Annotated in this window: 22 protein-coding genes and 1 pseudogene; 14 read left to right on the forward strand and 9 right to left on the reverse strand. The window is 56.3% G+C overall.

What is annotated here, in order from left to right:
• Nucleotides 1-42: 42 nt before the first annotated feature.
• Nucleotides 43-774: a sugar phosphate nucleotidyltransferase gene (locus M0R89_RS03855; RefSeq protein WP_248651253.1), complete on the reverse strand. Its 732-nt coding sequence runs from the start codon at nt 772-774 to the stop codon at nt 43-45.
• A gap of 59 nt (nt 775-833) precedes the next feature.
• On the reverse strand, nt 834-1,253 hold the full coding sequence (locus M0R89_RS03860; protein ID WP_248651254.1) for a VOC family protein: 420 nt from the start codon (nt 1,251-1,253) through the stop codon (nt 834-836).
• Between the two features lie 206 nt (nt 1,254-1,459).
• On the opposite strand from M0R89_RS03860, the gene M0R89_RS03865 reads away from it, so the two are divergent.
• Together M0R89_RS03865 and M0R89_RS03870 are read left to right on the forward strand one after the other, a co-directional pair.
• The gene (locus tag M0R89_RS03865; protein ID WP_248651255.1) at nt 1,460-2,446 is read left to right on the forward strand and encodes an SDR family NAD(P)-dependent oxidoreductase; all 987 of its coding nucleotides are present in this window, start codon (nt 1,460-1,462) and stop codon (nt 2,444-2,446) included.
• 1,533 nt (nt 2,447-3,979) lie between these two features.
• Entirely contained in the window at nt 3,980-5,251 is a 1,272-nt protein-coding gene (locus M0R89_RS03870; RefSeq protein WP_248651256.1) for a phage NrS-1 polymerase family protein, read from the forward strand.
• A 48-nt stretch (nt 5,252-5,299) separates the two neighbouring features.
• Here M0R89_RS03870 and M0R89_RS03875 read toward each other — a convergent pair whose 3' ends face one another.
• The 7 genes from M0R89_RS03875 to M0R89_RS03905 all read right to left on the reverse strand — a co-directional run bounded on the left by M0R89_RS03875 (nt 5,300) and on the right by M0R89_RS03905 (nt 14,452).
• Nucleotides 5,300-6,076, reverse strand: a complete 777-nt coding sequence (locus tag M0R89_RS03875) for a DUF7847 domain-containing protein (RefSeq protein ID WP_248651257.1) — start codon at nt 6,074-6,076, stop codon at nt 5,300-5,302.
• Between the two features lie 139 nt (nt 6,077-6,215).
• Nucleotides 6,216-6,770 carry a hypothetical protein gene (locus tag M0R89_RS03880; protein WP_248651258.1) on the reverse strand — a complete coding sequence of 185 codons (555 nt, stop codon included), beginning with the start codon at nt 6,768-6,770 and terminating at the stop codon, nt 6,216-6,218.
• Between the two features lie 89 nt (nt 6,771-6,859).
• Nucleotides 6,860-10,552 carry an ATP-binding protein gene (locus tag M0R89_RS03885; protein ID WP_248651259.1) on the reverse strand — a complete coding sequence of 1,231 codons (3,693 nt, stop codon included), beginning with the start codon at nt 10,550-10,552 and terminating at the stop codon, nt 6,860-6,862.
• 240 nt (nt 10,553-10,792) lie between these two features.
• The gene (locus tag M0R89_RS03890) at nt 10,793-11,488 is read right to left on the reverse strand and encodes a helix-turn-helix domain-containing protein (RefSeq protein WP_248651260.1); all 696 of its coding nucleotides are present in this window, start codon (nt 11,486-11,488) and stop codon (nt 10,793-10,795) included.
• Nucleotides 11,489-11,539: 51 nt separating this feature from the next.
• Nucleotides 11,540-12,877, reverse strand: coding sequence for an MmgE/PrpD family protein (locus M0R89_RS03895; RefSeq protein WP_248651261.1), 1,338 nt, complete (start codon nt 12,875-12,877; stop codon nt 11,540-11,542).
• Between the two features lies 1 nt (nt 12,878).
• Nucleotides 12,879-13,346, reverse strand: coding sequence for a Rieske (2Fe-2S) protein (locus M0R89_RS03900; RefSeq protein WP_248651262.1), 468 nt, complete (start codon nt 13,344-13,346; stop codon nt 12,879-12,881).
• Nucleotides 13,347-13,348: 2 nt separating this feature from the next.
• Nucleotides 13,349-14,452, reverse strand: a complete 1,104-nt coding sequence (locus M0R89_RS03905; protein WP_248651263.1) for an amidohydrolase family protein — start codon at nt 14,450-14,452, stop codon at nt 13,349-13,351.
• A gap of 228 nt (nt 14,453-14,680) precedes the next feature.
• Between M0R89_RS03905 and M0R89_RS03910 the strand changes: the two genes are divergently transcribed.
• From M0R89_RS03910 to hepT, 12 genes and pseudogenes are all read left to right on the forward strand, one after another.
• A complete protein-coding gene (locus tag M0R89_RS03910; protein WP_256478559.1) occupies nt 14,681-15,451 on the forward strand; it encodes a carbon-nitrogen hydrolase family protein in 771 nt (256 codons plus the stop codon).
• A gap of 116 nt (nt 15,452-15,567) precedes the next feature.
• Nucleotides 15,568-15,969 carry a universal stress protein gene (locus tag M0R89_RS03915; RefSeq protein WP_256478485.1) on the forward strand — a complete coding sequence of 134 codons (402 nt, stop codon included), beginning with the start codon at nt 15,568-15,570 and terminating at the stop codon, nt 15,967-15,969.
• A gap of 183 nt (nt 15,970-16,152) precedes the next feature.
• The gene (locus M0R89_RS03920; protein WP_248651266.1) at nt 16,153-17,088 is read left to right on the forward strand and encodes a glycine betaine ABC transporter substrate-binding protein; all 936 of its coding nucleotides are present in this window, start codon (nt 16,153-16,155) and stop codon (nt 17,086-17,088) included.
• Between the two features lie 11 nt (nt 17,089-17,099).
• Nucleotides 17,100-17,807 carry an ABC transporter permease gene (locus M0R89_RS03925; RefSeq protein ID WP_248651267.1) on the forward strand — a complete coding sequence of 236 codons (708 nt, stop codon included), beginning with the start codon at nt 17,100-17,102 and terminating at the stop codon, nt 17,805-17,807.
• Complete coding sequence (locus M0R89_RS03930) at nt 17,804-18,847, forward strand: ABC transporter ATP-binding protein (protein ID WP_248651268.1); 1,044 nt, start codon at nt 17,804-17,806, stop codon at nt 18,845-18,847. Before M0R89_RS03925 ends, M0R89_RS03930 begins: the two co-directional genes overlap by 4 nt.
• Entirely contained in the window at nt 18,847-19,521 is a 675-nt protein-coding gene (locus M0R89_RS03935; RefSeq protein WP_248651269.1) for an ABC transporter permease, read from the forward strand. Before M0R89_RS03930 ends, M0R89_RS03935 begins: the two co-directional genes overlap by 1 nt.
• A gap of 636 nt (nt 19,522-20,157) precedes the next feature.
• A complete protein-coding gene (locus tag M0R89_RS03940; protein WP_248651270.1) occupies nt 20,158-21,054 on the forward strand; it encodes an OB-fold nucleic acid binding domain-containing protein in 897 nt (298 codons plus the stop codon).
• Between the two features lie 288 nt (nt 21,055-21,342).
• On the forward strand, nt 21,343-22,269 hold the full coding sequence (locus M0R89_RS03945; protein ID WP_248651271.1) for a transcription initiation factor IIB: 927 nt from the start codon (nt 21,343-21,345) through the stop codon (nt 22,267-22,269).
• 30 nt (nt 22,270-22,299) lie between these two features.
• Nucleotides 22,300-22,642 (forward strand): annotated as a pseudogene (locus M0R89_RS23415) (hypothetical protein).
• A 110-nt stretch (nt 22,643-22,752) separates the two neighbouring features.
• The gene (locus M0R89_RS03950; RefSeq protein ID WP_248651272.1) at nt 22,753-23,034 is read left to right on the forward strand and encodes a DUF7557 family protein; all 282 of its coding nucleotides are present in this window, start codon (nt 22,753-22,755) and stop codon (nt 23,032-23,034) included.
• 19 nt (nt 23,035-23,053) lie between these two features.
• Nucleotides 23,054-23,512 (forward strand): type VII toxin-antitoxin system MntA family adenylyltransferase antitoxin, encoded by a 459-nt coding sequence (mntA, locus tag M0R89_RS03955; RefSeq protein WP_248651273.1) that lies wholly within the window; start codon nt 23,054-23,056, stop codon nt 23,510-23,512.
• Nucleotides 23,513-23,929 carry a type VII toxin-antitoxin system HepT family RNase toxin gene (gene hepT, locus M0R89_RS03960; RefSeq protein ID WP_248651274.1) on the forward strand — a complete coding sequence of 139 codons (417 nt, stop codon included), beginning with the start codon at nt 23,513-23,515 and terminating at the stop codon, nt 23,927-23,929.
• The last annotated feature ends 44 nt before the right edge of the window (nt 23,930-23,973 follow it).

Here is a 23,973-nt window from a genome sequence, read left to right on the forward strand (position 1 = left end):
CACGAAATTTGACACGCCGCGAGTGTCGCCGCTGGCGGGAGTTCAGTCGCGCTCACGGACGATTTCCGCCGCGGCGTCGAGGTCGGCGGGCGCGTTGACGTTCACGCGCTCGGCGGTCAGCGGAACTGCCTCGACCCGCGCTCCCGCCCGAATCAGGACGCCGAGCGCGTCGGCGAGTTCGTACTCGCCGCGCTCGGACGGACGGAGCAGGTCGAGCGCGTCGAAGATTTCCTCCGGCAAAACGTACGCTCCGGTCGTCGCCAGCGTCGAGGGCGGGTCGGTCGGTTTCTCCGCGATTCCAGTGATGCGCTCGCTCGCGCCGTCGTCGCCTCCCTCGACGGACACCACGCCGGTCTCCCGCGCCGTCGCGAGGTCCACTTCCTCGACGGCGACCACCGCGTCCACGTCGGGGTCGCGCTGGCGAGCCATCGGTTCGCGCAGGTCGCCCGCGACCACGTTATCGCCGTTCAGCACGACGAACGGGCCATCGACGTGCGACTCGGCCTGCAAGACGGCGTGGCCGAGTCCTAACCGGTCGTTCTGTTCGACGTAGGAGAGCGGGACGCCCGCGGCACTGGTGCCGAAGTAGTCCCGAATCGCGTCGCCCTCGTAGCCCACGACGACGACCACCTCCTCGACGCCGCTCGCGGCGAGCGTCTCGAAGACGTGCGCGAGCAACGGCTTCCCAGCGACTTCGACCAGTCCCTTCGGTTTCTCCTCGGTCAGCGGCCGGAGACGAGTTCCCTCGCCGGCGGCCGGAACGACTCCGAGCATACTGTGAGTTGGCGCTCGCGGTACCTGAAGTTGTCCGCAATCACAAGTTCCTCCCGGACCTACGCTTCGAGTAGTTCGACGAGATTGCCCTCGGGGTCGCGGACGAACAGGATTCGGGTCCCGCTCTCGGTCGTCCGGGGTTCGCTCAGCGTCTCGACCTCGGCCGGCAGGTCCGCGTGGAAGCTATCGAGGTCGTCGACCGCGAGGCCGAGGTGTTTTGCGCGAGGTTGGTTGACGCTCGTCGCGTCCGACTCGTCGGCTTCGGGGTCGTACTCCACGAGTTCGACGCGGGCCGACCCGGCGTCGAGGTGCGCGAAGTCGCCGGTCGCGCCCGAGACGCCGACGCCGTCCGAGAACGCCTCGCCCGAGACGGTGAATCGGTCGAGAACGTCGAGACCGAGGACGTCGCGGTAGAATTCGACCGCCCGGTCGAGGTCCGTCACCGTCACGCCGAAGTGGTGCGCAGTTGGCGCTGTCATACGCGGTGTCGCGGGAGCGACCCGGAAAATCCTGTCCATCTCCCCGGGCCGGTCGCCCTCGCAGGACCTTCGCAGAGTTTATACCCCACTCACGACATTCGCCCACCATGAATAGCGTACGCGAGGCGACCGACGACCCTCAGACTACCGTGTATCGGCTTTGACCCCAGTGGCTTTTTGCTAATCGCCGTTGAGAGCAGTAGGTAATGCGAATACTCGTTACCGGTGGTGCGGGGTTCATCGGCGGCCATCTCGCCGAGGAGTTCGCCCGCGACGGCCACGACGTGGTCGCACTCGACAGCTTCGAACCGTTCTACGATACGGGCATCAAGGAACACAACGTCGAGGCGGCCCGCGAGGCGGCCGCGGAGAGCGACGGGTCGTACGAACTGATTCGGGGGGACGTACGCGACGAGGCGGTCGTAGACGAGCAGGTCGGCGACGCCGACGTGGTCTTCCATCAGGCCGCGCAGGCCGGAGTCCGAACCAGCGTCGAGGAACCCCAGAAGGTCAATGACATCAACGTCGCGGGCACCCTCAACGTGCTGGAGGCCGCCCGTGACTCGGACACTGAGCGCGTCGTCGTCGCTTCATCGTCGTCAGTGTACGGCAAGCCGGAGTACCTGCCCTACGACGAGGACCACCCGAACACGCCCGTCAGTCCCTACGGCGCGTCGAAGGTGGCTCAGGAGCAGTACACCCGCGTCTACAACGAGGTGTACGGCCTGCCGACCGTCTCGCTCCGGTACTTCACCGTGTATGGCCCGCGAATGCGGCCGAACATGGCCATCTCGAACTTCGTCTCGCGGTGCACGAACGGCGAACCGCCGGTCATCTACGGCGACGGCACCCAGACGCGGGACTTCACCTTCGTCGGCGACGTGGTCGAAGCGAACCGAACGCTGCTGGACACCGACGCCGCCGACGGCGAGGCGATGAACGTCGGCAGCACGGACAACATCGAGATTCGGACGCTCGCCGAGGAGATTCGCGACCAACTCGCGCCGGAGTTGGAACTAGAGTATGGCGAACGCAACGACGCCGACGCCGAACACACCCACGCCGATATCTCAAAGGCGAAGGAACTGATCGGGTACGAACCGACGACGACCATCCGAGAGGGCGTCGAGGAGTTCACCGAGTGGTACCGAGCAAATCGGGACTGGTACGAACCGCTGGTCCGGAACTCCTGACTGGTTGCTCTTTACTTCCTGCTATCAACGTAAGTGGGTTTTTGCTGGCGTATATTTCCATCATTATACCTGTGAACGATATCAAGTCTTCTTGTCGCGCTAGCGGCGTTGCTCTCGTCCCTCGTCGCCGTGTAGGAAGTGCCGACGATAGCGGTCCGAGGGTTCGGCGCTCACCTAAGCAAAAAGTACTCAAGAGTGACCTTGAACAAACTTTCTATGGGTCCCCTTTCACCATCCTCCTCCAAGGGTAGCTACCGACGAATGACGCACCGATTCGGCCTACTCTGCCATGCGAGTCACCAGGTGAATTACGACGCCGAATTGACTGCGCAAACGGAGGGAGTATGAATTTCGATAGCGAGACCCTTCACCGCCTCGGCGGCGTCACGGGCATCGGTTGGACGACCTCGGTATTGGGGCTATGCGAGCACCTTCGTCGGATACGGGAGCGGATATCTCTCGAAGTTGGCCACCGACCCCCAGTCGTTCCTATACGCCGGCGGTGTCCTGCTCCTCGCAACGCTCGGCCTCGACCAACTCGCTCAGCGATTGGACGAAGAGTCGGCATCTCCGGACTAATTTCGGTCTTCAGTCGGTATTTGCGGACTGTTTCTACACCCCTTCAGTCCGTGTATTTGACCGCAAGATGTTCGCAAAGCTTCCGAATGCCGGTCTACAAATCGGCTGTTTCCCGAAAGTTATGCTGTATGAGTGAGTGTAGACTGCTGTTTTGCGTTATTAACTTGTGGGGTTCTAGGGTTATCGAAACGATTCTACGTATTGCTTGATTTCTTCGGAGAGACATGGTGTACGTATAGATTCTGGTCTGTGAGTGGTCTGGTAATCAGTATATAGATGGTTCCGATTCTGATTCGGTATCGGTAGAAATGGAATTTGACGGTAGATCGCCGGTTTTGTTGTCGAATTCGGGCGTTTCGCCGTAGTAGATTCAGGAGAGGCCTCCGGTTCGGGGCTGAGTGCGAAAAAATGGGGTCGTGAAGGCTTCTGTGTGGTGAAAATACCGTAGGCGGTCGTCGTTAGAAGGCGCTCCTGTAACGCGTCCCCGGTACGAGGCGGACCAAATTCCTGGATACACCCTTGTTGTGCGGTCGAATTTGCGGGAATTGTTCGCTGAAATCGCAGGGCAACTCAGGTCTACATGCTCGTTTTAGCGCCGCTCCGGGTCGGTCTCGAATCAGGTGGTCTACTTCCTGCTACGTGCGTGGAATTGGGAACTGGGTGAAAGGGTACATCGTCCACGAGAGCCGTTCTTTCGGCTAATTCACGAGGTGTGAACTGCTTCGGGGGTAAGTGGTTCGAGAACGCTTGTTCTCACGGGAATCGGAGATTGCCGAACGATTTCGAGACAGCCGCCTGCGTTTCCTGTCGATTCAGACGGATGCAAAGCTATTCAAGTAAAAACGTGTCTGGAAGCGTGTTGAAATCGACATCTGGTACCATCAAGTATCCCGGTTGCATTTGTGCCGGTACTCTGGACCGAATCGCTTCGATAGCGGCGTCCCTCGATATGAGATGACAATGCTTCCGACTGCTTCCGACCTTCCCAAACTGCTTGTTGAGTACGACCAGTGGGTGTGCTGGCGCGAACAGACACGCGGCGACAACCCAACGAAGGTTCCTGTGAACCCCCACACGGGACGGTTTGCGTCCGCGACCGATGACGAGACATGGGGGAGTTTCGAGACGGCACGTGAGTATGCAGTTGACGGATCGGCTGAAGGGCTCGGCTTCGTCTTCTGTGATGACGACCCCTTCGTGGGGGTTGACCTTGACGACGCCCGTGACCCGGAGACGGGAACGCCGACCGACTGGGCGAAATCCATTATCGACGAACTCAACTCGTACACCGAAATCAGTCCGTCTGGAACGGGCTATCACGTCCTCGTTGACGGTGAACTACCGCCAGGTCGGAACCGGCGAGGTGACGTTGAACTCTACGAAACTGCCCGATTCTTCACCGTCACCGCCAACCACGTTGAGACGACTCCGACCGGAATTATCGAACGGACAACGGCTCTTGCAGGCGTGTACGCCGACCATGTCGCCGACGAAGACGAACATGAGAAAACGGACGGCGAGCCAAACACGGAATCCAGCGGCGGGGATAACGAACTTACCGGAGCTGAAACAAGTAGCGCCGAAGCGTCCGCATCACCGAACGAGGCGCTTTCGGACGAGGAGTTGCTTGCTCGGGCGCGAGCAGCGTCCAACAGCGCGAAGTTCGAGCAACTCTGGCGTGGTGATACCCACGGGTACGACAGCCAATCTGAGGCCGACATGGCGCTTGCGTGCCTCCTCGCATTCTGGACCGGCGGCGATACTCACCGCATGGACCGACTGTTCAGACGGTCGGGCCTCATGCGTGAGAAATGGGATGCCGTTCACTACGCCGACGGAAGTACCTACGGCGAAAAGACGATTGAGCGTGCTAATAACGTGACGACCGAGTACTATTCGCCGAACGACGAGCACGATCAACAAACCCAGACAGACCCCGACGACGGAGCGGACGATTTGTCTGTTAATTCGGCGACGGCGTCTGCATCCGTTCGTAATGTTCAGCCTTCGAAGGATGAAGGAACTATCTATGAGCGTGAGCAGGCCCGTATCGAGACGATTACGAGGCTTGAACAACGGCTCCGAGAGCTCGAAGAAGAGAACGAACGTCTCCGTGAAGAACGCGATGCTGAACGTGCAAAACGGAAAGCACTCGAAGACGATAACTTACAGGAGTCTTCGCCTACTGGGATCATCTACCGGCTCAAACAGATTCTATCTGGATGATATGGACGGTTGGGAACCTCAAAGAGAGGTGTACGGAACGAATCTGCATCACATTCTCTTTTCAGATATTTCAACGCCTGGCTTATTCTCCATCGAGAGGAGGTGGTTGTAGGTTTGTGCGACAGTAGCGAGGAAAAAGACCCCGAGAAATGCAGATCCGAATTGTGCAATCAAAAATCCGAGGATATCGGGGAGAACGATTCCCGGGATTCCGAAACCGATGCTGACCAGCATTGCGATGATTGCGATGACGATGCCCAGTCCGAACAATCGTAGCCGATGGCCACTAGTCAGTTGCCAACTGTTCCGGAACCCTTCGATGAAGTTCTGATCCTCTACGGCGACATAGACTTCCCAGAAAAATAGGCTCACGAGCAGGAACAAGCCTGGAACAACGAGGAAGATGAATCCAATAGCGATGGTGATTCCAAAGATGATGCCTCCGATGATGAGGTTCAGTCCCGCCCACAAGAGGTTGTGTCTGAAGTGCGCTTCGGGGATCTGCTCTGTTTCCTCAGTTACGAACGTCCGTAGTGCACCGATTGTAACGACTATCGAGATGATTCCGAGAAGCAACGAGAGAAGACTCGTGATTACCGGTGAGAAACCCAACGATGGTGCGTAGGGCTGCATCCCTTCCGCTGGAACGGGCCCCATACCCGGCCCGCCCATTGGGTCCGGAAGCGTAGTGGATTGAGTTGGAGTGGGCAAGAACAATCCCTCGAGAAGAGAAATCAGGTAGAAAATACCGATGAAGAGTAACCCGTTTCGTGCTACAGTTCGTTCGTACCCATCACTCACAACGTCTCCAATATCAATTGGCATCTGTATCACCAAGAACCACGTCAACTACGAAAAAATTGGTAGCCGATGAAAAGCTCCCAGAAAGAAGCCTCGATTTCCGTAGACGGCTGTTACGAACTCTCGGAGCTGTTTGAACCTCTAATGTGCAGACATGCGCGAGTCATCCTCCAAAGTGGTCTTCTGCAATCGTCTCCAAAGAGTCGTCTGGACGTGAGTTTGAAGAGCCTTCCTGTGACTCCATCGAGTCGACGAGATTACGAACGCGGTCAATATCCGAAGCCGTTATCTGAGCAATGTTGAAGCCCTCTTGACCACAGTAATTCATCTGCTCGGAGAAGGAGCCTTTCTCGATCTCCTCCTGAATATCACTATAGGGAATCTTGGGAATCAGTTCTTGGATGGATGAGAATTCAAGGCGCGCTCCATCTGATTCACTAAGAATCACGCTCTCTACGGTCAAAAGATGGCTTAAACAGGCTCCATGTTCGTCAACACTTCCAGTACAGTAAACTAGAACTTCATCTCCCGGTAAAATACTCTGCCAGGCTTCTCGTCGTCCATATCCTTCTCGTTTCCAGAATGGACTGGCGTTGAAATACTCCCCGTGCTTAAGTGGTTCATCACAGAAGCGTGGTCCTTTCGCGCCAGCGATGTAACGGCGGTCAGCTTTCTCTTGGATGGAGTGCCCACTTACCTGAATGAGGAAGGTCGACATAGGTACTTAGCGCATCCTTTCCCCTATCTTATCAAACTATATGTATACTATTTCGTATCTCTCCCTCGATAGGGTTTCTACTTCCCTTATCATGGTGATTCAAGATCGAGTAACGACCCCCGAACATACCCAAGCGTATGAATCTCTGAACACCCAGGTGCGTCAAGGCGGAACGCTCGCGGAGGTGATGAGCGACTGTACTCCTTTTCGACCCGTCGGTCACCAGTCGGCGGATCGTTTAGCGCTTCCAGCACGTCGTGGGCGGCGTCGCGGTTTTTCACAATCCAGATAGCGTCCTCGGGGTCAAGAGCCGCCATCTTGTCGTAGTCCTCGGGGACCGCTCGGAGGATATCGTTGTTGGCTCGTTCGGCCTCGACGACAGCTTGAACGTTTCCGTCAGCGTCGAGCCCTGCAACGTCCAGTCGGTGGCCGTCGTCGAGTTCATAGTAGGGAACAACCTCAACGACGTCAGAATCGCTGTCGTCTACATAGGCTTCTTCGATGTACTGGTGACCCATCTTCACCATCACTCGGTGGAGACTCGATTCGCCGAGATCACCGACACCGTGACCATAGGCAATCCCTTCGCGGTGAGCGGCCTGAATTTCATTCCGGCCGTCCGCAGTCACCGTGTAGAGACGGTGTGGGTGGTCACAGTCAATACGGAGTAGGTCATCGTCGACGAGTTCGTCTACTGCTTCGGATTCGATGCCGACGTACTCTTGGAGGCGGAGCATGCTGTCCCAGCAGATATCGTACTCCCATTCAGGGTTGTACTCCCCTTGATGGGCCGCGTAGACGACCTGCAGGAATGCGAGTTGGCGGTCGGAATACTCGCTTTCCTCGCGCTCCTGTGGCGAGAGGGTGAGATTCACCTCACAGACCGGAATCTTCTCACGGTCAACGCGGTCAAGGCTCGAACAACACTTGATACCGCGCTTCAGGCCAGCAGGCGACGGGTCGTGGCGACTCTCACACCCCGTGCAGACGATAGCGTGGGCGTCTTCATTGTATTGGATGCAAGTGGGCAGTCGCTTCGTGTACGGAAGTGCTGAATCGACGCGTGTATTGGTTGTCTCAGTAGCGGTAGCGCTGTTTTCGCTTCCAGTAGTTTGGATTGACGTATTCGGTCGCGACTGAGCCTGTCCATCAGCGAGGAAGTCGAGTCCGTAGTCAAGCCGGGTTCGGTCCTTGACGCTGTCGAGGAGAGCCTCGAACGCCAACGACTGTGTTTCAGTTAGCGGGTCGTCGCCCTCTGGATGACCCGGTGGGAGTGGGGCGGACGAAAGGAGGAACGGCCGCGGTTCGCGGTCTTGGAACCCGGCCGGGAGACTGGCGAACCATTGTCCGCGACGAAGCGCCCGTAATCGATTCCCGACCTCGCTCGGAGGGATGTCTTCGGTGGCGAGTCGCTTTTCGAGGTCGGCGTCAACCGCGACGTTCCCCGTGATGATAGTCGAGATGTTGTTCAAAATCTCGGCGTAAGCCTCTGTATCCGTGTTCCGGATCTGTGCCGGAAACTGCATCGCCAGCGTCACCGAGAGGTTGAACCCACGTGATTTAGCGAGGAGGTCGGTCATCAAGCCCGAGGCCGCGACCTCTGCGGCCTCTTCGACGTAGAGGTTTACCAGCGGCAGGTCATTAGTAACGTCGTCTTCGGGGGATTCCCTCTCTTTCGTGTGGAGACGTTGCCGACGCCGAAGTGCCGTCCAGAGGTTCGAGAGCAAGACGAGCGTGAGTGCTCGCCGACTCTCCGTTCGCAAGCCGCTTGTGTCGAAGATTACGACGGCGTCCTCGTTGAGTACGTCGAAGAAATCGAACTCCGGGTCAGGCGCTGTTTCGTCAACATTGCTATCGTTACGCTTACTGCTCGTATTCTGTGGGACGTGATTGAAGAGGTGAGCGAGGCGGTCGTCGAGCGAGACCTTCTCGATGCGGTTCATCACGCCCTGCATGAGTTCGTCGAACGAGCGCTTGCTGTTCGTGACGACACCACCGAGCATCACCGCGAGATCGTCGTCCGTAACGGGCGGTGCATCTCGCGTCTCGGCCATCTGTGTGGCTTTCTGCTGGAGGTCCCGATGGCTGAACGCGTCCGCCCCGTGGACTGGGTCGAACATCGCTTTGACGAGATAGCGGATGATGTCTGGCGAGCGGACCGCACGCTCGAATCGGTCGCGGCCCATGATACCGATGAGGAGTTCGATATAGTGGTCGACCGTGTTCTGGACGGCGGTCGCCCGGTCGATACCAGCCTCCAACTGGGGTCGGATATCGAAGAACGAGAGCGCAGGGAGTGTTTCAGCGCAGTCGAAGTAGTAGACGTTGTCGAGCGTTCCGTACTTCGCATAGTGTGCCCGCAGGTATTCGATGGGCATGCCGTCGCCCTTCGGTTCGATGAGGATTGAGGCACCCTTGGTCGCGGCGTGATTGTCGAGCATCCCCGTCGTAAGTCCGGTCGACTTCCCCGACCCCGTCTTCCCGAACCATGCAACGTGTAGGGGCTGTAGTTCAGGTGGAAGTGCGATAGGGTCAGTGAGGGTATCGTCTTGGGAGAGAGGTTGGCCGAGCGTGAGGCCCGACTTCCGGTACTGAGTGAGTTCGTCCTTCGTCGGTCGTGGCAGTGCAGTTTGTTCACCACGAGATGGGGCAAGTGCCCGCGTCCCGGCTGTGGTGAGGGCCGCGCCATCAAGCAGGCAGAAGTTCGGGGCTTCCGTTGCGTCGGCAACGATACCGGGACTCGTGTTCGCTGTCCACGGAGCCTTCGTTGTGAGTCGCTCGTAATTCGGTGACTGGAATGTACGTTCTTGGATTGCCTCAAAGACAGCGACTCCATCGCTTCCGGTGTGAACTGTCGCGTCGATTTCGTAGCTCGTCCGACTGACGTCACTAAACGCAGACGTGAACTCTCGAACTGCACGCTTCGGGTCGTCAGTCGGCGGTTCTGTACCGCTATCGTCTGTGATAGCGACGGCCCGTGCATTCACCTCGAACGAACAGCGAGCGTCTTTGCCTTCAAGCTCTGCAAGGCGCTCTTCGTCGCTTGCTGAAAGAACGGCCTCTGAGTCGTCGGGTGATCCAAAAACCGCATTCGCCAGTTGTCCGCCGAGGGTATCGATGTTCATCTCGATGTCGAGACGGCGGTCTTCGAGGTCGTCCGTCCAGTCTGGTTTCGGACGGAGTAGAGTTTGGTAGACCATCGGCAGGTCACGCTCGGCCATCGTCTCAACGACCGCCGTCAGCGGAACTCGTGCATGGTCGTCCTCGTCGTGACTCGTGAACTCTTCGAAGGACGTGAGTTGGGTCTGCCAGTCCCGGCGTCTGTCGGTCCGGCCCTGAAATTCAACGCCAGCGATATTGGTGGCCTCACTATCGGCTTCGTGGGGTATCTCTTCAGACGGTGTGAGTTGGTCAGTATGCCATTCTACGCGGTCGAACTCGTATGAGTTCGGGAAGACACTACGGAGGATGCGTTCCAGTTCATCAACCGCGTCTTGCTCGTCGATACCGACGTAGTAGGAGAGCGGAGATTCCGTGTTGGAGACAAGCAGGAACTCCAGCGTAGGACGAGCCGGTCCTCGGAAACGGTCGAGGAGGCCGTCTGGTTCAGAACGAGTGATTTGTTGCAGTCGCTTGAACTGACGCTGTACAGTCTTTGGGTTGAGAGCGTTGTCAGTCGGTTGGACGTGGATGTACTCGTCCAGGGATTCAGCTTGGTTAGTTTTCTCGTCAGCCGGTTCCTCAGCGGTCTTGGTGTTCGTAACGGGGTCAGACTTCGCCATGGATTCAGGGGGTCATCGCGGAGGGTAAATCGGTGAATACCCCTCTCTACCAATCCCGGATAAATCCCTGTTCTTACGCAGTGAGAGGTAAGAAATGGAGGAAATCAATGAGCTTGTCACTCTGAAAACCTTCACGCCAAGATTTGCGTTGCTTCCGTAACCCCAGATAGGAAACTGTATCTCCTGAATTCTGTCGTGGAACTCGTCCCTCTGTTCGAGAAGTCATTTCAGAAATTCATCCTAGTCTTCCATGGCGAGGTTGATGTATGGGAGGATGAAATGGAACACCTCTCGCTGGGCTTTCCGCATGTGGTTTGACGCAGTTGTCTTCGTAATTCCCATTTCGTCAGCGATTTCTTCGAGAGTCACTTCCCGTGGTATCTCGAAATAGCCGTGGTCATATGCGATGTTCAGTAGTTCACGCTGACGTTCCGGAATTGAGTTTAGCAACTCTTGCCACTCAGCTTCGCTAGGAACGATTTGTCGGCTGTAGTTCTGCGAGAGTCGGCGGACATTCACGTTGCCGAATTCACTGAGGAGTGTGGTCGCTTTCGAAAGTTCTTCTCGATCCTCCAGCAATAGGTCGAAGCATTCCCTCCCATTCTCCAATCTAGTTGGACCGAGGGGAAGGAAGCCTTCATAGAGGAGTGTCTGCAGTGGTGTGAACTCAGAGAGCGAGCCACGGAGAAGTAGCGTCGCTGAGACGCGGCCCTGCGAACCGGTGTTATAGCGCTCAACGACGTCGACTGTCTCGGTATCCTCGTGTTCTTGAATTACCTCAAGGACCTCGTCAAATTCGCTCGTCTCGAGTGCCATGATGCCGATATAGCGGCGGTTCTGGAACGTCGATGCAACGAACTCACCGAAGATATCGTAGCTCTGGAGCTGAGCCGTCCAGTCGCCCTCATACTGGACACAGATTTTCGCAGTTAACATGGGTGTCAATGGGGGTCACGCTGAGACCAAGGTAGGTTCGTAGTGGCACCATCAATTCCATGGAGCCAACACATCATGAACCGATGATGTAGGTTGATTCAGTACCCTATTGACGGTCTCGAACGTGTTCGATGGAAGTGTCGGAGAGAGAAGCCCGTCAATCTTCCGCATGAACTCCGACTCCGAGAGCGGTCGGTCAACAGCACCTCTTGCCTTAACGATGTCCGAACGGTGTGTCTGACTCTCGGTTTCAACTATAACCCTTGCTAGACACTCTTCGGGAAACCGACTGTCTATCTCTTCATCCGTAGTAAGTCTAATCGACTCCGCGAGAGCCTTGACTTCTGGGTCATCCCATTGGGCCGGAGAAAGATTTGATTCAGTGAATTCACCCTGACTCGCCATTACGGCGACTGGATATGGATAGGAGTACTCGGCCTCCTCAACTGATTGCGGATGTCGAGTCTGTAAGTGTGTCGCCTCTTCGAATGTCTTAACGGTGATGCACTCAACAGTCACTGGAGTAATGTCGTGGCTAGCAACGAGTTCGCGCATCGCCTCGATTCCGGGTTGTGCCCACCGGCAACAAGGGTACGGCTTGAGATAGCTTTCCGTAATGTGATGAGCCGTTCCTAAATCCTCAATAAACCTTGTGGACTCGTCAAACACTGTACCTGAGGCTGTGAACTCACGTTCGCTCAGTGCGGCCGCTTCAACACCCGTGTAACATCCCCAGCCGATACCATCTTTCGTCATGCCCGGTTGCTCAACCCCACGCATGATGGGGGTTCGTGGTGCATGATACTCTGCAGTGCCCAATGCAGCAGCCATCGTCCCCACATCATAGTCTCTGAGACGCCCAACTGCGGCAGCAGCACCAACGGCACCCCATGAACCCGTTCCGGTGTAAACGCCATCGACATCGTGTAACGTCAATCCCGTTCGGACGGCGATTTCATACCCGATGTAGACTGCATTGAGGAGTTCCGCGACAGAGGCATCTGTCTCTTCGGCGACCGCTAGCGCTGCGGGGACCACGACTGCTGCCGGATGACCCTTGACGTCACGATGGCCGTCGTCGATGTCAAGAACGTTTGCGGCTGTTGCATTCGCGAGTGATGCCTCGGTGGGTGGAGCTGTCCGGCCGTTCCCATCGAGCACTGTTACATCGCCATTGTCGTGTGCACGGTCAAGTGCATGGTCACGGACTACCTCACCACTCCCATATCGGTATCCTGCTGTGATCGCAGCGAGCGTATCTAGCACTCGGCGGCGAACCGTCTCTGTGACAACTTCGTCATAGGTGGACAGATTCGCACAGCGGGCAAATTGTGCGACTTTCACTGTCCCAGAGGCCGAATCTTGGGCCTCTGTTTCACTGCCAGTCATTTCAGAGGTACACGACGACTTGGTCGTCTTCGACATCCACCTCGTACGTATCAACAGGCGGTTCGTCACCCTCAAGGTCGACATCACAACCACAGCTATCGTCACTCGGGGTTTGCCCACTTTCGCCGTCCTGTGACGATTCGACGGCCGTCTCGTATGAGCGGGCCTTTACTTTGTGGGGGTTGAATACTGATTCACCGGACGTGATCTCAAACTCCCAGCCGTGCCACGGACATCTGAGGATGTGGCCATCACACTCCCAGTTGACTTCTCCAGGTTGCTCGGCCGTGACAGTACCGGTTACTTTTCCTTCGCAGAGCGGTGCTCGTTGATGTGGGCAGTCGTTCTTCAATGCGTGATACTCACCGTCAACGTTGAACACGCCAACGGAGACACCATCTAGCTCCACGATTTTGCGTTCACCGGGTGCGATCTCCGAAGTCGGACAGATTTCAAATCTCTTCTGCATGATTAACTCGTGGGGAGGGTAGTCGGGTCGTCCGGGAGGCCGTACAGTTCTTGGGCGTTCTTCGCGAAGACGCGTTCTTCCATCTCATCAGGGAGTGGCGGGAGTGCGTACATGGGCGAGTCCGTATCCCAGTGTGGATAGTCGCTTGCAAACATCACCGTCTCCTCGGCATGCATCATCTCGAGGATACGGACGAGATCTTGGGGGTCGTTCGGCTCTTCGATAGGTTGGGTCGTGAACCGAACTTGGTCGCGGATATACTCGCTTGGTGGCTTCTGGAGATACGGAACTTGCGCTCTAAGCGCCTTCCAGTTTTTGTCCATCCGCCAGAGGAAGTGAGGAACCCAACTGAGTCCACCTTCGATGAACACCCAATTGAGGTCAGGGAATTTCGCAAAGACCCCTTCGGCGGTGAGACTTACAAGTTGACCCATGCCATAGGTACCAAGCAGCGAGTGCCACTCAAAGTACGTGTCGGGGTGGCCAGCTCCGGTTGGCGGTCGCGTGACACCGTGTCCTTCTGTGTATGGGTGCATCGCGATAGGGAGCCCCATCTCTTCGGCCGCCTCGTACATCGGCCAATAGTATTCATGTCCATAGGGGAGCTGTGACGCATACGGCATCACGACTTGGACGATGCGGGGATGGTCACCAAGATTGCGAATCATCTCGGCCATCCGTTCAGGTTTCTGTGGTGCTGCAATCAGCGACCCGACGAACGGACCTCCCTCCGAAAGCCAGCGGTCAATGACCCACTTGTTGTTAGCCACCGCAAGTTCGGCTGCATAGTCCCTGTTCGGGAGTGCTGTAAGGTTCAGGTAAGAGTTCCCGGTGAGAATTGCGTAGTCGACACCGTATTCGTTCAAGTGGTGCTCTTTCATCTTCTCGATGTCCGACCCTGGCTTACTCCCATCGTCCGGGATAGCATCACGGCGAGAGAACTCCGCGACGTTGTCGTAGAGGATTGCAGGAGACTGGAGACCGCGATCCTTGTACCGGTCGGGAAGGTACTGGATGACCTCTTCCTCGTCTTTCCACCGTTGGTGGATGTCACAGTCGATGAGAGTTGGACCCTCACCGGACCTATCGAAATTGCGTCTAGCCATCGGTGGCTGAATCAAAATGGGCTATCGTGGTTATAGTTCAGGGCGCACTTGTGTCGATTATTTATGTCCCCCGTAGCTCACCGTTTTTCCGTCTGTGTTCTAGAGCTGGGGGTATCATAGACTACAAGAAGGTCAATGATACCAACTGTTTGTGCGAACCCTTACAGCCATGTGGTGTGCAGCGTTCATCATGAACTCTCAAGTTCAATCCTGGAGGTGCATGGTATCGTGACCGAACCTTGTGTCGCAGTTTGTGAGTTCGAACCTACGGTTGGTAACCCCGAGTTGAACACGGAGGTGATATCCGAACTCGCTGAATCATGTTCAGTAGATACTCAGGTCACAGTTTTCCCGGAACTTTCGCTTACCGGATACGACTTGGACATACTACCGGAACACGCTATTGAAGTACCGGGCCAAGAAACAGATGCCCTGTCTGCTATTGCCGCCGATTCAGGGATTGATCTTGTCGTCGGTGCCCCAGAGCGGGATGGACGTGAACTGTATAATTCGCTACTCTACATTTCGAATAACGGTGTTGAGGCAGTGTACCGCAAGCGCCGGTCATGGGGTGACGAGGCAGACATTTTCTCGACCGGTACTGAAGCAACGACAGTCGAGACACCGCTCGGTAAGGCAGGATTCCTCCTTTGTTACGACCTGAACTTCCCAGAGCTATCGATGGAGTACATGGATGCCGACTGCGACCTCCTATTCGTGAGCGCGGCGTGGCGTCAGTCGTACGCCTCGGACTGGCAGCTACTCGCACGGGCTCGGGCCCTCGATAATACATGCTATGTAGCAGCTGCGAATCACCGCGGATCACAGTCTGGACGTGTCCACGCCGGAGGAAGCCTCATTGCCGGTCCACGCGGAGATGTACTCAGTAAGACGACTGATGGTATGCGGATTGTCGGTTGCCCGATACAGGAGACGGTGCTCAAATCGGGACGTAAACGGAATCCCGTCCGTGAAGCACGTCGACACCAGTCCCGCTGATACTACAGTGGGCAAAATAGAACGAAATAGACGCACTTAAATCAAAAACATGTCCGGGCGACTGGTCTTGTGAATACACCATGACGGAACATCATGCGAAGACTCCGACTGTCGTAATGCCTGAGAGCAAAAATCCCGCATGGGCTCGTCGGACTGCCCACACAATTGCGGAGATGGAACAGGAAGACGGCTCTGAAGTCGTTCTCCTCTCCATCCTTGACCCAGAAACAGTAGACGATACCACTAACATTGATGACCGTGTCTCAGAACGGGCTGCTATCCAGAGTGCAAAAGAAGAATTAATTGACGCTGATCTCCCTGTCACTACACTCGGTATTCCGAACGCCAACCGTCCGGACGGTATTATTCAGGGGATCAAGCAGACAAACGCCGATCGGGCGTACATGTATAGTCGCAAGCGAACCCCGGCTGGGAAAGCCATTTTCGGAAGTACAATTGGAGATGTCTTAGCTCGTTCACCAGTTCCGGTAGTCGTTATTCCGTCTATGGATAGGTGAGCAAGCCGCTAACTGGTTTCTAGAAGCTTCTGTCTAAAGCGGAGAATGTAGGCCACCGAAATTGACATCGACATATAAAGATCGAAGCGAACATTTTCGGCTGGTATAGAAATCCTCTATAAAAAGACTCCTAATAGTACGTGCGAAGTATTACCGGGAAAAGGACAATCGTTTCGATAGACCATGTTAGACCAACTCTCACGAAGGGATATGATCAAAAGTGTCGCCAGCACGGGGGTTGCTGGCGTACTTGCAGGTTGTGCAGGTATGGGTGGCGGTGGCTCGGTCAAGGTGAGTTCCAAGCAGTTCACTGAACAGGAACTCCTTGGCTACATGGCTCTTGAGTCGTTGAAAGCTAACACTGACCTCACCGTCAAAGACGAGATTGGCCTTGGCGGAACGACAACGAACTTCAAGGCGCTTAAAGAAGGTCAGGTGGATGTCTACTGGGAGTATACAGGAACTGCGTGGAGTACACTTCCACCATCCCATGACAAGGTCATTACGGATCCCAAGAAGCTCTACAACAAGCTTGATGAGAACTGGGACGACCAGCAGGGCCTCGAATACCTGAAACGTGCTCCGTTCAACAATACATACGTTTTGACGGCGAACCCAGACTGGGTGAAGAAAACCGGCGTAGAAACAATTAGCGACCTCGCGAAGTACATCAACGACGGAAACACGGATTTCACCGTCGTCATGAACGCAGAGTTCCAATCTCGTCAAGACGGGTGGCCAGGACTCGCTAAACACTACGGATTCGCCGGCGTGAGGAAAAAACTGAACGTCAAGAACATCGGATCTGGCCTCACCTATCAGGTTGTTGGTGAAGGCGAAGCAGCTGTCGGCATGGGGTTCAACACAAACCCGAAGATTCCCAAATTCAATCTCAAGGTACTGAAGGACGATCAAGGGTTCTTCCCCGTTTACAATCCTGCCCCGATTGTCAATCAGAAGGCGCTCGACAATCATCCGGCAATGAAATCTGCGCTCAACAAAATCGGACCGAACCTCACGACCGACAAGATTCGCAAACTCAATCAGAAGGTCTCACTTGAGGGGAAGGACGCCAACAAGGTCGCAAAGCAGTTCCTGAAGGACGCAGGTGTCATCTAAACAGTTCCATCATGTCATTACTTGATCCGCTGATATTGGGTGCATACATCCAGTTTCTTCTGGACAATGCACCGAGTCTCTTTAGGCTCACAATACAGCACATCGTAATCATCACTCAGGCAATTGCGGTTGCCGTCCCCCTAGGGGTCCTGCTAGGAACGCTTATCACCTTCAATGAGCGAGCAGCGACCGTCGTGCTCTGGTTGGCCGGGATTATGATGACGATCCCTAGTATCGCACTATTCGGACTCTTGATTCCCTACTTCGGCATCGGGAATCCACCGGTTATCGTGGCACTCATCCTCTATTCCCAACTACCCGTCGTGCGTAACACGTACGTCGGTCTTACAGAGGTTAATCCGGCAGCCATCGAAGCCGGTGAAGGGCTTGGAATGACACAGCTTGAACGACTCCGCAAAGTGAAAATACCCATGGCACTACCGGTCGTGATGGCAGGCGTTCGTAACGCAGTCGTCGTACTCATTGGAATTGCTGCCATCGGTGCCTTCATCGGGGCAGGCGGCCTCGGAGATTTCATCTTCGACGGTATCTCCGATGCCAACACTCCGAAGATTGTAATCACTACTATCTGTCTCTCCCTACTTGCGCTCACGTTCGATTATGGCTTTGCACTGATCGAACAGCGACTACGGCAGCGGAACGGTGAGTCAGTTGATCCTCTGCTCTTCCAGCGATTACTAAACAAGGTGAAAGCATGAGCTCCACCATTGAATTCGACAGCGTTACGAAGGTGTACGACGACGGAACCGTCGCAATAGAAGACATCAGTTTCACGGTCGAAGAGGGAACAACAACAGTCCTCGTCGGCCCCTCTGGATGTGGGAAGACCACGACGATGCAGTTGGTCAACCGCCTTGAGGAACCAACTGAGGGAACTGTACTGTTCGACGGGACAGACATTCGCAACCTTGACCCGATCGACCTCCGTCGCGATATCGGCTATGTCATTCAGGAAATCGGACTCTTCGACCATATGACGGTCAAAGAGAACGTCGCGACGGTTCCAGACCTCAAGGGGTGGAATCAAGACCGAATTGATGACCGCGTTGACGAACTCTTGGAACTCATGGACCTCCCGCCTGCCGAGTATCGGGACCAGTATCCCGAGGCTCTATCGGGCGGTCAGCGTCAGCGTATCGGGGTGGCGCGTGCCCTTGCTGCAGATCCGGACGTCCTTCTAATGGACGAACCGTTCGGTGCACTCGACCCCATCACTAGGGAAAACCTACAGGACGAATTCCTCGAAATCCAGGAGGAGATCAACACGACCATTCTGTTCGTCACACACAGCATCGACGAGGCACTGAAAATGGGCGACCGCATCGCTATTTTCGACGTCGGCGAACTCGTCCAATACGATTCACCACAGGCAATCCTCGAGGAGCCAAAAAGTGAATTCGTCGAGGACTTCATCGGTGCAGACCGCACTCTCAAGGAGCTTCAAGTAATCCAAGCCGGAGACCTAATGGAACCTGCTGACGGTTACGAGAGCATCGTTGACACAATTGGTGAAAGTGTGAACAGCGGTGAAGAAGTGGTCCCGGTATCACCGACTGACTCCACGCAGGTGGCGCTCTCGCGGATGATTCAAGCAGACATCGAAGCCATCCCTGTTGTCGATGACGGGGAAGTTCTCGGCGTCGTGACCGAGGATGCCATCCGTGACCGTCGAGAGGAACCAACCAACGGCGGAGACCGCCAGTCGGTGTCGAAGACAACAAACACAGGTGATGTCTAATGGGTGTCCTCGGTCAGCTCATCACGGCATGGAGATACCTGCTAGCTCACAGTGACAAGTTCCTTGAGCTCCTCCGCCAGCACGTGGCTTTGGTTTTCTCGTCCGTCTTCCTCGCCATTGCCGTCGCCGTACCGCTTGGTATTCTTGCAACCCGGAACGAACGGGTTAAAGGCATCATCCTAGGACTCGGGAACATTGCCCAAACTATTCCGACGCTAGCAATCATTGCACTCGTCTTTCCACTCCTCGGGATTGGCTTTCTGCCCGCATTCGTTGGCCTATTCACCTATGCAGTTCTCCCCATCTTGACAAACACGATAACTGGAATCGAAGACGTGGATGACGGAACTGTCCGAGCAGCTAAAGGGATGGGTATGACCGACTGGGAAATCCTTCGAAAAATCCAGCTCCCTCTTGCTGTTCCAGTCATCTTCGCAGGGATTCGAACAAGTACAGTCATCAATGTCGGGACCGCTTACCTAGCCTTCTTCATCGGTGGCGGAGGACTCGGACTATGGGTTATCTCTGGAATTAACCTCTACAACATGCCCCAAGTTCTAGCTGGCGCGATTCCAGGAGCACTGCTCGCAATTACCCTCGATAGTCTGTTCGCCCTTGTGGAAAAACAATTGAACGGCGAAGCAACACAGGCCGACGGTGCAGTGACCGGTTAACGGCCCTCACGGCAAAAGCCATAGAATCCCATCTCATTCTGCTCCTTGGCAAATTAATGAAGATTCCGATTAGGAGAATGTATCCTATTACCCGAAATAACCTCGTCTCACTAGCCACTATTTGATTACGGAATCACCTTTTCTAAGCCCGTAGGATGTGGCTAGAGTATCACGTACCGAAACCGGATCGACCATTGATGCTCTACGGCCCGCCCCGCGCGCCGCATGCCGCCCTCCGCATCGCTCGCGACAGACCATTCCGGGCATGCGGCGCGAAGCGCCGTTCCGGGCTAAAGTGAATGTGCCTTCGACGCCAGCGGGTCTCCCGTTTCGGTCCCGGACTTCCGGAGGCTTCCGGGACACTCCGCAAGCTCCGCCCCGCGACGGACGTAGTTGCGACGCGGGCGAAACGGGGACTCCGCTGGACTCTTGCTCCGAGCGGGTCGGCGCGCGGTGCTGGATGCGTGGCCTCCGATAGCGCTCTCGCTCGCGCCCGGCAAGCCGGGCGAAGGCGCGAGCGAGAGCGTACATGTCGGAGTAGTTGGTGTAATCGAGAAAGCTACGGCTGGAGAGTCGTGGTGTCGGAAGAAGACGCCGAGTGAGCGCCTTCATGCGGTACCACAGCCAGTGATACCAATGTCGAGTAAGAACGCTAGCAGCAAGGTTGTTTCGGTCGATGAACAGACATTCGAACAGACGGACGAGCAAGCGGTCGGGGAAGATAACTTCGAGGTCGTCGATGAAACGCCGGAGTTCCGGGCGACGGTGCAGATGGAGACGCAGGCGAAGGTGGACGGGAACCACCCGGAAGGAATCGTCGAGACGAGCGACGAACGGATAGAAGGTGTGACCCTCGAACAGGAAGAACGCATCAGAGCGCGGGAAGCCGAACTGGAGCGCATCAGCGCACAGGCCGAACTCGGAACGAAAGACGGCCGGGCGAAGCGAGCGAGAAGTAACGCAGCGAAGGGAAGCGTGAAGCGTCGAATGGAGTTCCAGAAGCGAGCGGCGAGCGTGGATCCCTTGGCGGACCCTGAGCGGCCGGACCCGCGCGAGGAGCTGACCCAGGACGAACTGGCGAGCGTGAACGAGCAGACGAGACGGCTAGACGCGAAACTCGAAGGCTGGTCGAGAGGTGCAATCAGTCGACGGTTGGCCGAGCGCGTGGTCGAAGGGTCGAGTATCACGAGCGCGGTCGTCGGCGTCCACGAAGAGCTACAGACGGCTCCGGGACAGGTGATTCCAATCGGGAAAGTCGAGGACGTCGATCGGAAGGAGGTGAGCATCGAAGGACGTGTGACCCAATTGTGGGACGCAGATTCATCCGCAATTCAGCAAGTCGGGTTGCTCGAAGACGAAAGTGGCCGAACCAAGGTGACCGTCTGGAAGAACTCAGACCAGCCGTGGATGGAGGAAGGCGAACGCGTCCAGATTCGTGGAGCGGCTCGGAACTGGTACGAGGGACGTGTCTCGCTGGCCGTGACCGGGTGGTCGTCGATGTTCTTCCCTGAGCGCGGTCGGTGGTGGGAGTAGCGCGCTAAGCAGTCTCGTTCTTTTTGATACCGTCCACCCGACGCCCGCCGCCCCACCCTCCGCTCCGTGCTCACTTCGTTGCGCGCGCAGCCACGACCTCTAGCAGAGGACAGTAGTCGGTCGTCAGTTCAGAAGCAACGTAGCGATGAGCTATCTATACGCTCGGCAGATGTCCAAAGCCAATTAGGTCGCCGACTGAAGATGGCGTGCGTCACGGCTGAGTTTTATACACCCCACGAGGGGCGAGGGTGTCGAGTCAGCGACATCCTCGAACAAGTCGTGATATCTATGGCAAGTAGTGCTATCTACGAGACGGCGTTCGACGAAGACGTACAGGACGAAAGTAACCAGTGTCCGGAGTGTGACGGACGGGTCACTACCAACGTAGCCGAGACCGTCTGCGAGGAGTGTGGACTAGTTCTCGAAGACGAACGTATCGACCACGGGCCGGAGTGGCGGTCGTTTAGTGACGATGAGCAGAACCGAGAGCGTACAGGTGCGCCGCTGACGGCGACACGCCACGATCGGGGTCTCTCGACGAAAATCGGAAACAACGTAGAGGCAGCAAGTGGACAGTTCGCTGGCCGAAAACGCCGTCGACTCGCGCGGATGCGCCGTGAACACAGTCGCAGTCGGTTCAGGTCGAAAGCCGAGCAGATTCTCGCGCATGGACTCGGCGAGATCCGCCGACTGACTAGTGCACTCGGGCTCTCGAAAGCACTCGGCGAGCAGGCGTGTTCGCTTTTCCGGAGCGCACAGAACGAGGATATCCTCCGAGGACGGTCGGTTGAAGCGATGGCGGCCGCGAGCGTCTACGGCGCGTGTCGATGTCTTGGTCTCTCCAGAACGCTCGACGACGTAGCGAGCGTTGCGCGCGTCGCGCAGTCGAGAGTGCGCAGTTCCTACCAAGCGATGAACGTGGAACTCGGACTCCCGGCAAAACCCGTCGAGCCGACCGCGTTCGTGCCGCGACTCGCCTCGGCGCTCGACGTGACCGATTCGATACGCCAGCGGGCGCGGACGCTCGCAAGGGCGGCACAAGAAGCGGAGGTCACGGTCGGGGTCCAACCGTCTGGGTTCGCGGCGGCCTGCCTTTACAAAGCGTGTCATAAACACGGCTGGTTGGTCAGCCAACGAGAAGTCGCGGAGGTGGCCGACAGTAGCCCACCGACGATACGGACACACCGGGACGCGCTCGATGAACTGGACGTGTAGCTAGCTTCCGAGACGAAACGATAGAACCCTATGGCAACACTCCAAGCAGCAACGACGTCGAACGGTGCAATCGTAACGGACCCGAGCGCGTTTGCACACTCTGCGAGTCGTACTGTTTCGGGACGCTCGAGTGGGATGTGGACGACGACGGTCGATTCTCGTTGTGGGGATACGACGCATTCGAGGTCTACGGGCGTCGAGAAAACGGCCTGCCCGACTACAAAGCAGGACAGCAGACGCACGAGTTCCTTCAGGCACTCGCAGCGTACGTCGAGGAAGGCGACGAATTCGATATTCAGACGGCCAGATTACCAAGTGTCGGTTCCCAGTGCTTGCCTCTCGATACGATGTCCGGCATGGCGACGTCCTGTAAGCAGACCTTCAAACTCTGGAGTCGATTGAGGGTTGAATCGTCTGGCGCGTCCTATCAAAATGGATGTTGTCGCTAAACGTGGTCGCGGAGAGTGTCAGCGAAGGGATTTCGTGAGTGATCCAAATGCTGATTCAACTTCGGCGGTAATGTCATCAACGAGGATGTCGCGCCACGTTCGGCTTGATGACGACCTCTATGAGCGCATCAAAGCAAACAGACAGGAGGGAGAGTCGTTTAGTGATACGATCGAGCGCCTCATCGACAACCGTTCGCTCCGCGACCTTCAGGATGTCTTCGACAGCGAGCAAGTGGACGAGATGCGAGACGCGGTCAAGATACCAGAGGAAGAAGATACTGCCAAGATCCGTGAACTTGGCGAGCGCTTCGACTGATCGGCAACACAACTATATTATGCGGGACGATGAACACTTAGGTATGGTGCAGACAGACGACTCCGCGGTCGAACGCGTCGAGCTCGACCGACTGCGGTCGTATCTCGACCAAGAGCGAGTCGTCTTTGCGATTCTCTTCGGCTCGCACGCACGCGGAACGGCTGGACCGGACTCAGACGTGGACATCGCACTCCGTTTCCCGGAGACGTTGGACGCTCGGGAACGATTCCAACTGCGAAATCAAATCGATGCGGACCTCCAGCAGTATGCCGAGGAGTTTGTGGACGTAAGCGATATCGAGCAACTCCCGACAGCCGTCGCACACGCCGCTCTCCAAGACGGTCTCCTGTTAACTGGCGACGAGCAGGCTGTCGAAACCTATCACGAGCAAATCAAAGACGAGTACGAATCAACGGTCGACGAGCGAAAACGCCAACAGCGTGAATTCATCGACCGATTAGCAAGCGGAGACGTATAAATGGTCAACGAAGACGTGTTCGTTGACAAACTCCGCCACATCAACCAGTACATCAAGGACCTCGAACAGATGCGAGGTCTCTCGAAAGCCGAATACGTGGACGATATGGTGACCCAGCGAGCAGTCGAACGGACGTTGATGAACCTCATTCAGGCATGTATCGACCTCGCTCAGCACGTTCGGTCGACAGAAGATCTCTCCCCGAGCGGAACCGCCAAACAGGAGATACAGGCGCTTGGAGAAGCAGACATCATCTCGAACGAGACGCAGGCGAAACTCGAAGAAGCAGTCGGGTTTCGAAATATTCTCGCGCACAGATACGGCGACGTCAACCACGACGTTGTGTACGACGTGCTCCACGATGACTTGGAGTGGTTCAATCGCTTCCAACAGGAACTCGCTCGGTGGTTCCAATAGCTCGATTGAACAACGACGGACTACTACCGATACACCGACCACGA

Source organism: Halorussus limi (assembly GCF_023238205.1).
Lineage (GTDB): Archaea > Halobacteriota > Halobacteria > Halobacteriales > Haladaptataceae > Halorussus > Halorussus limi.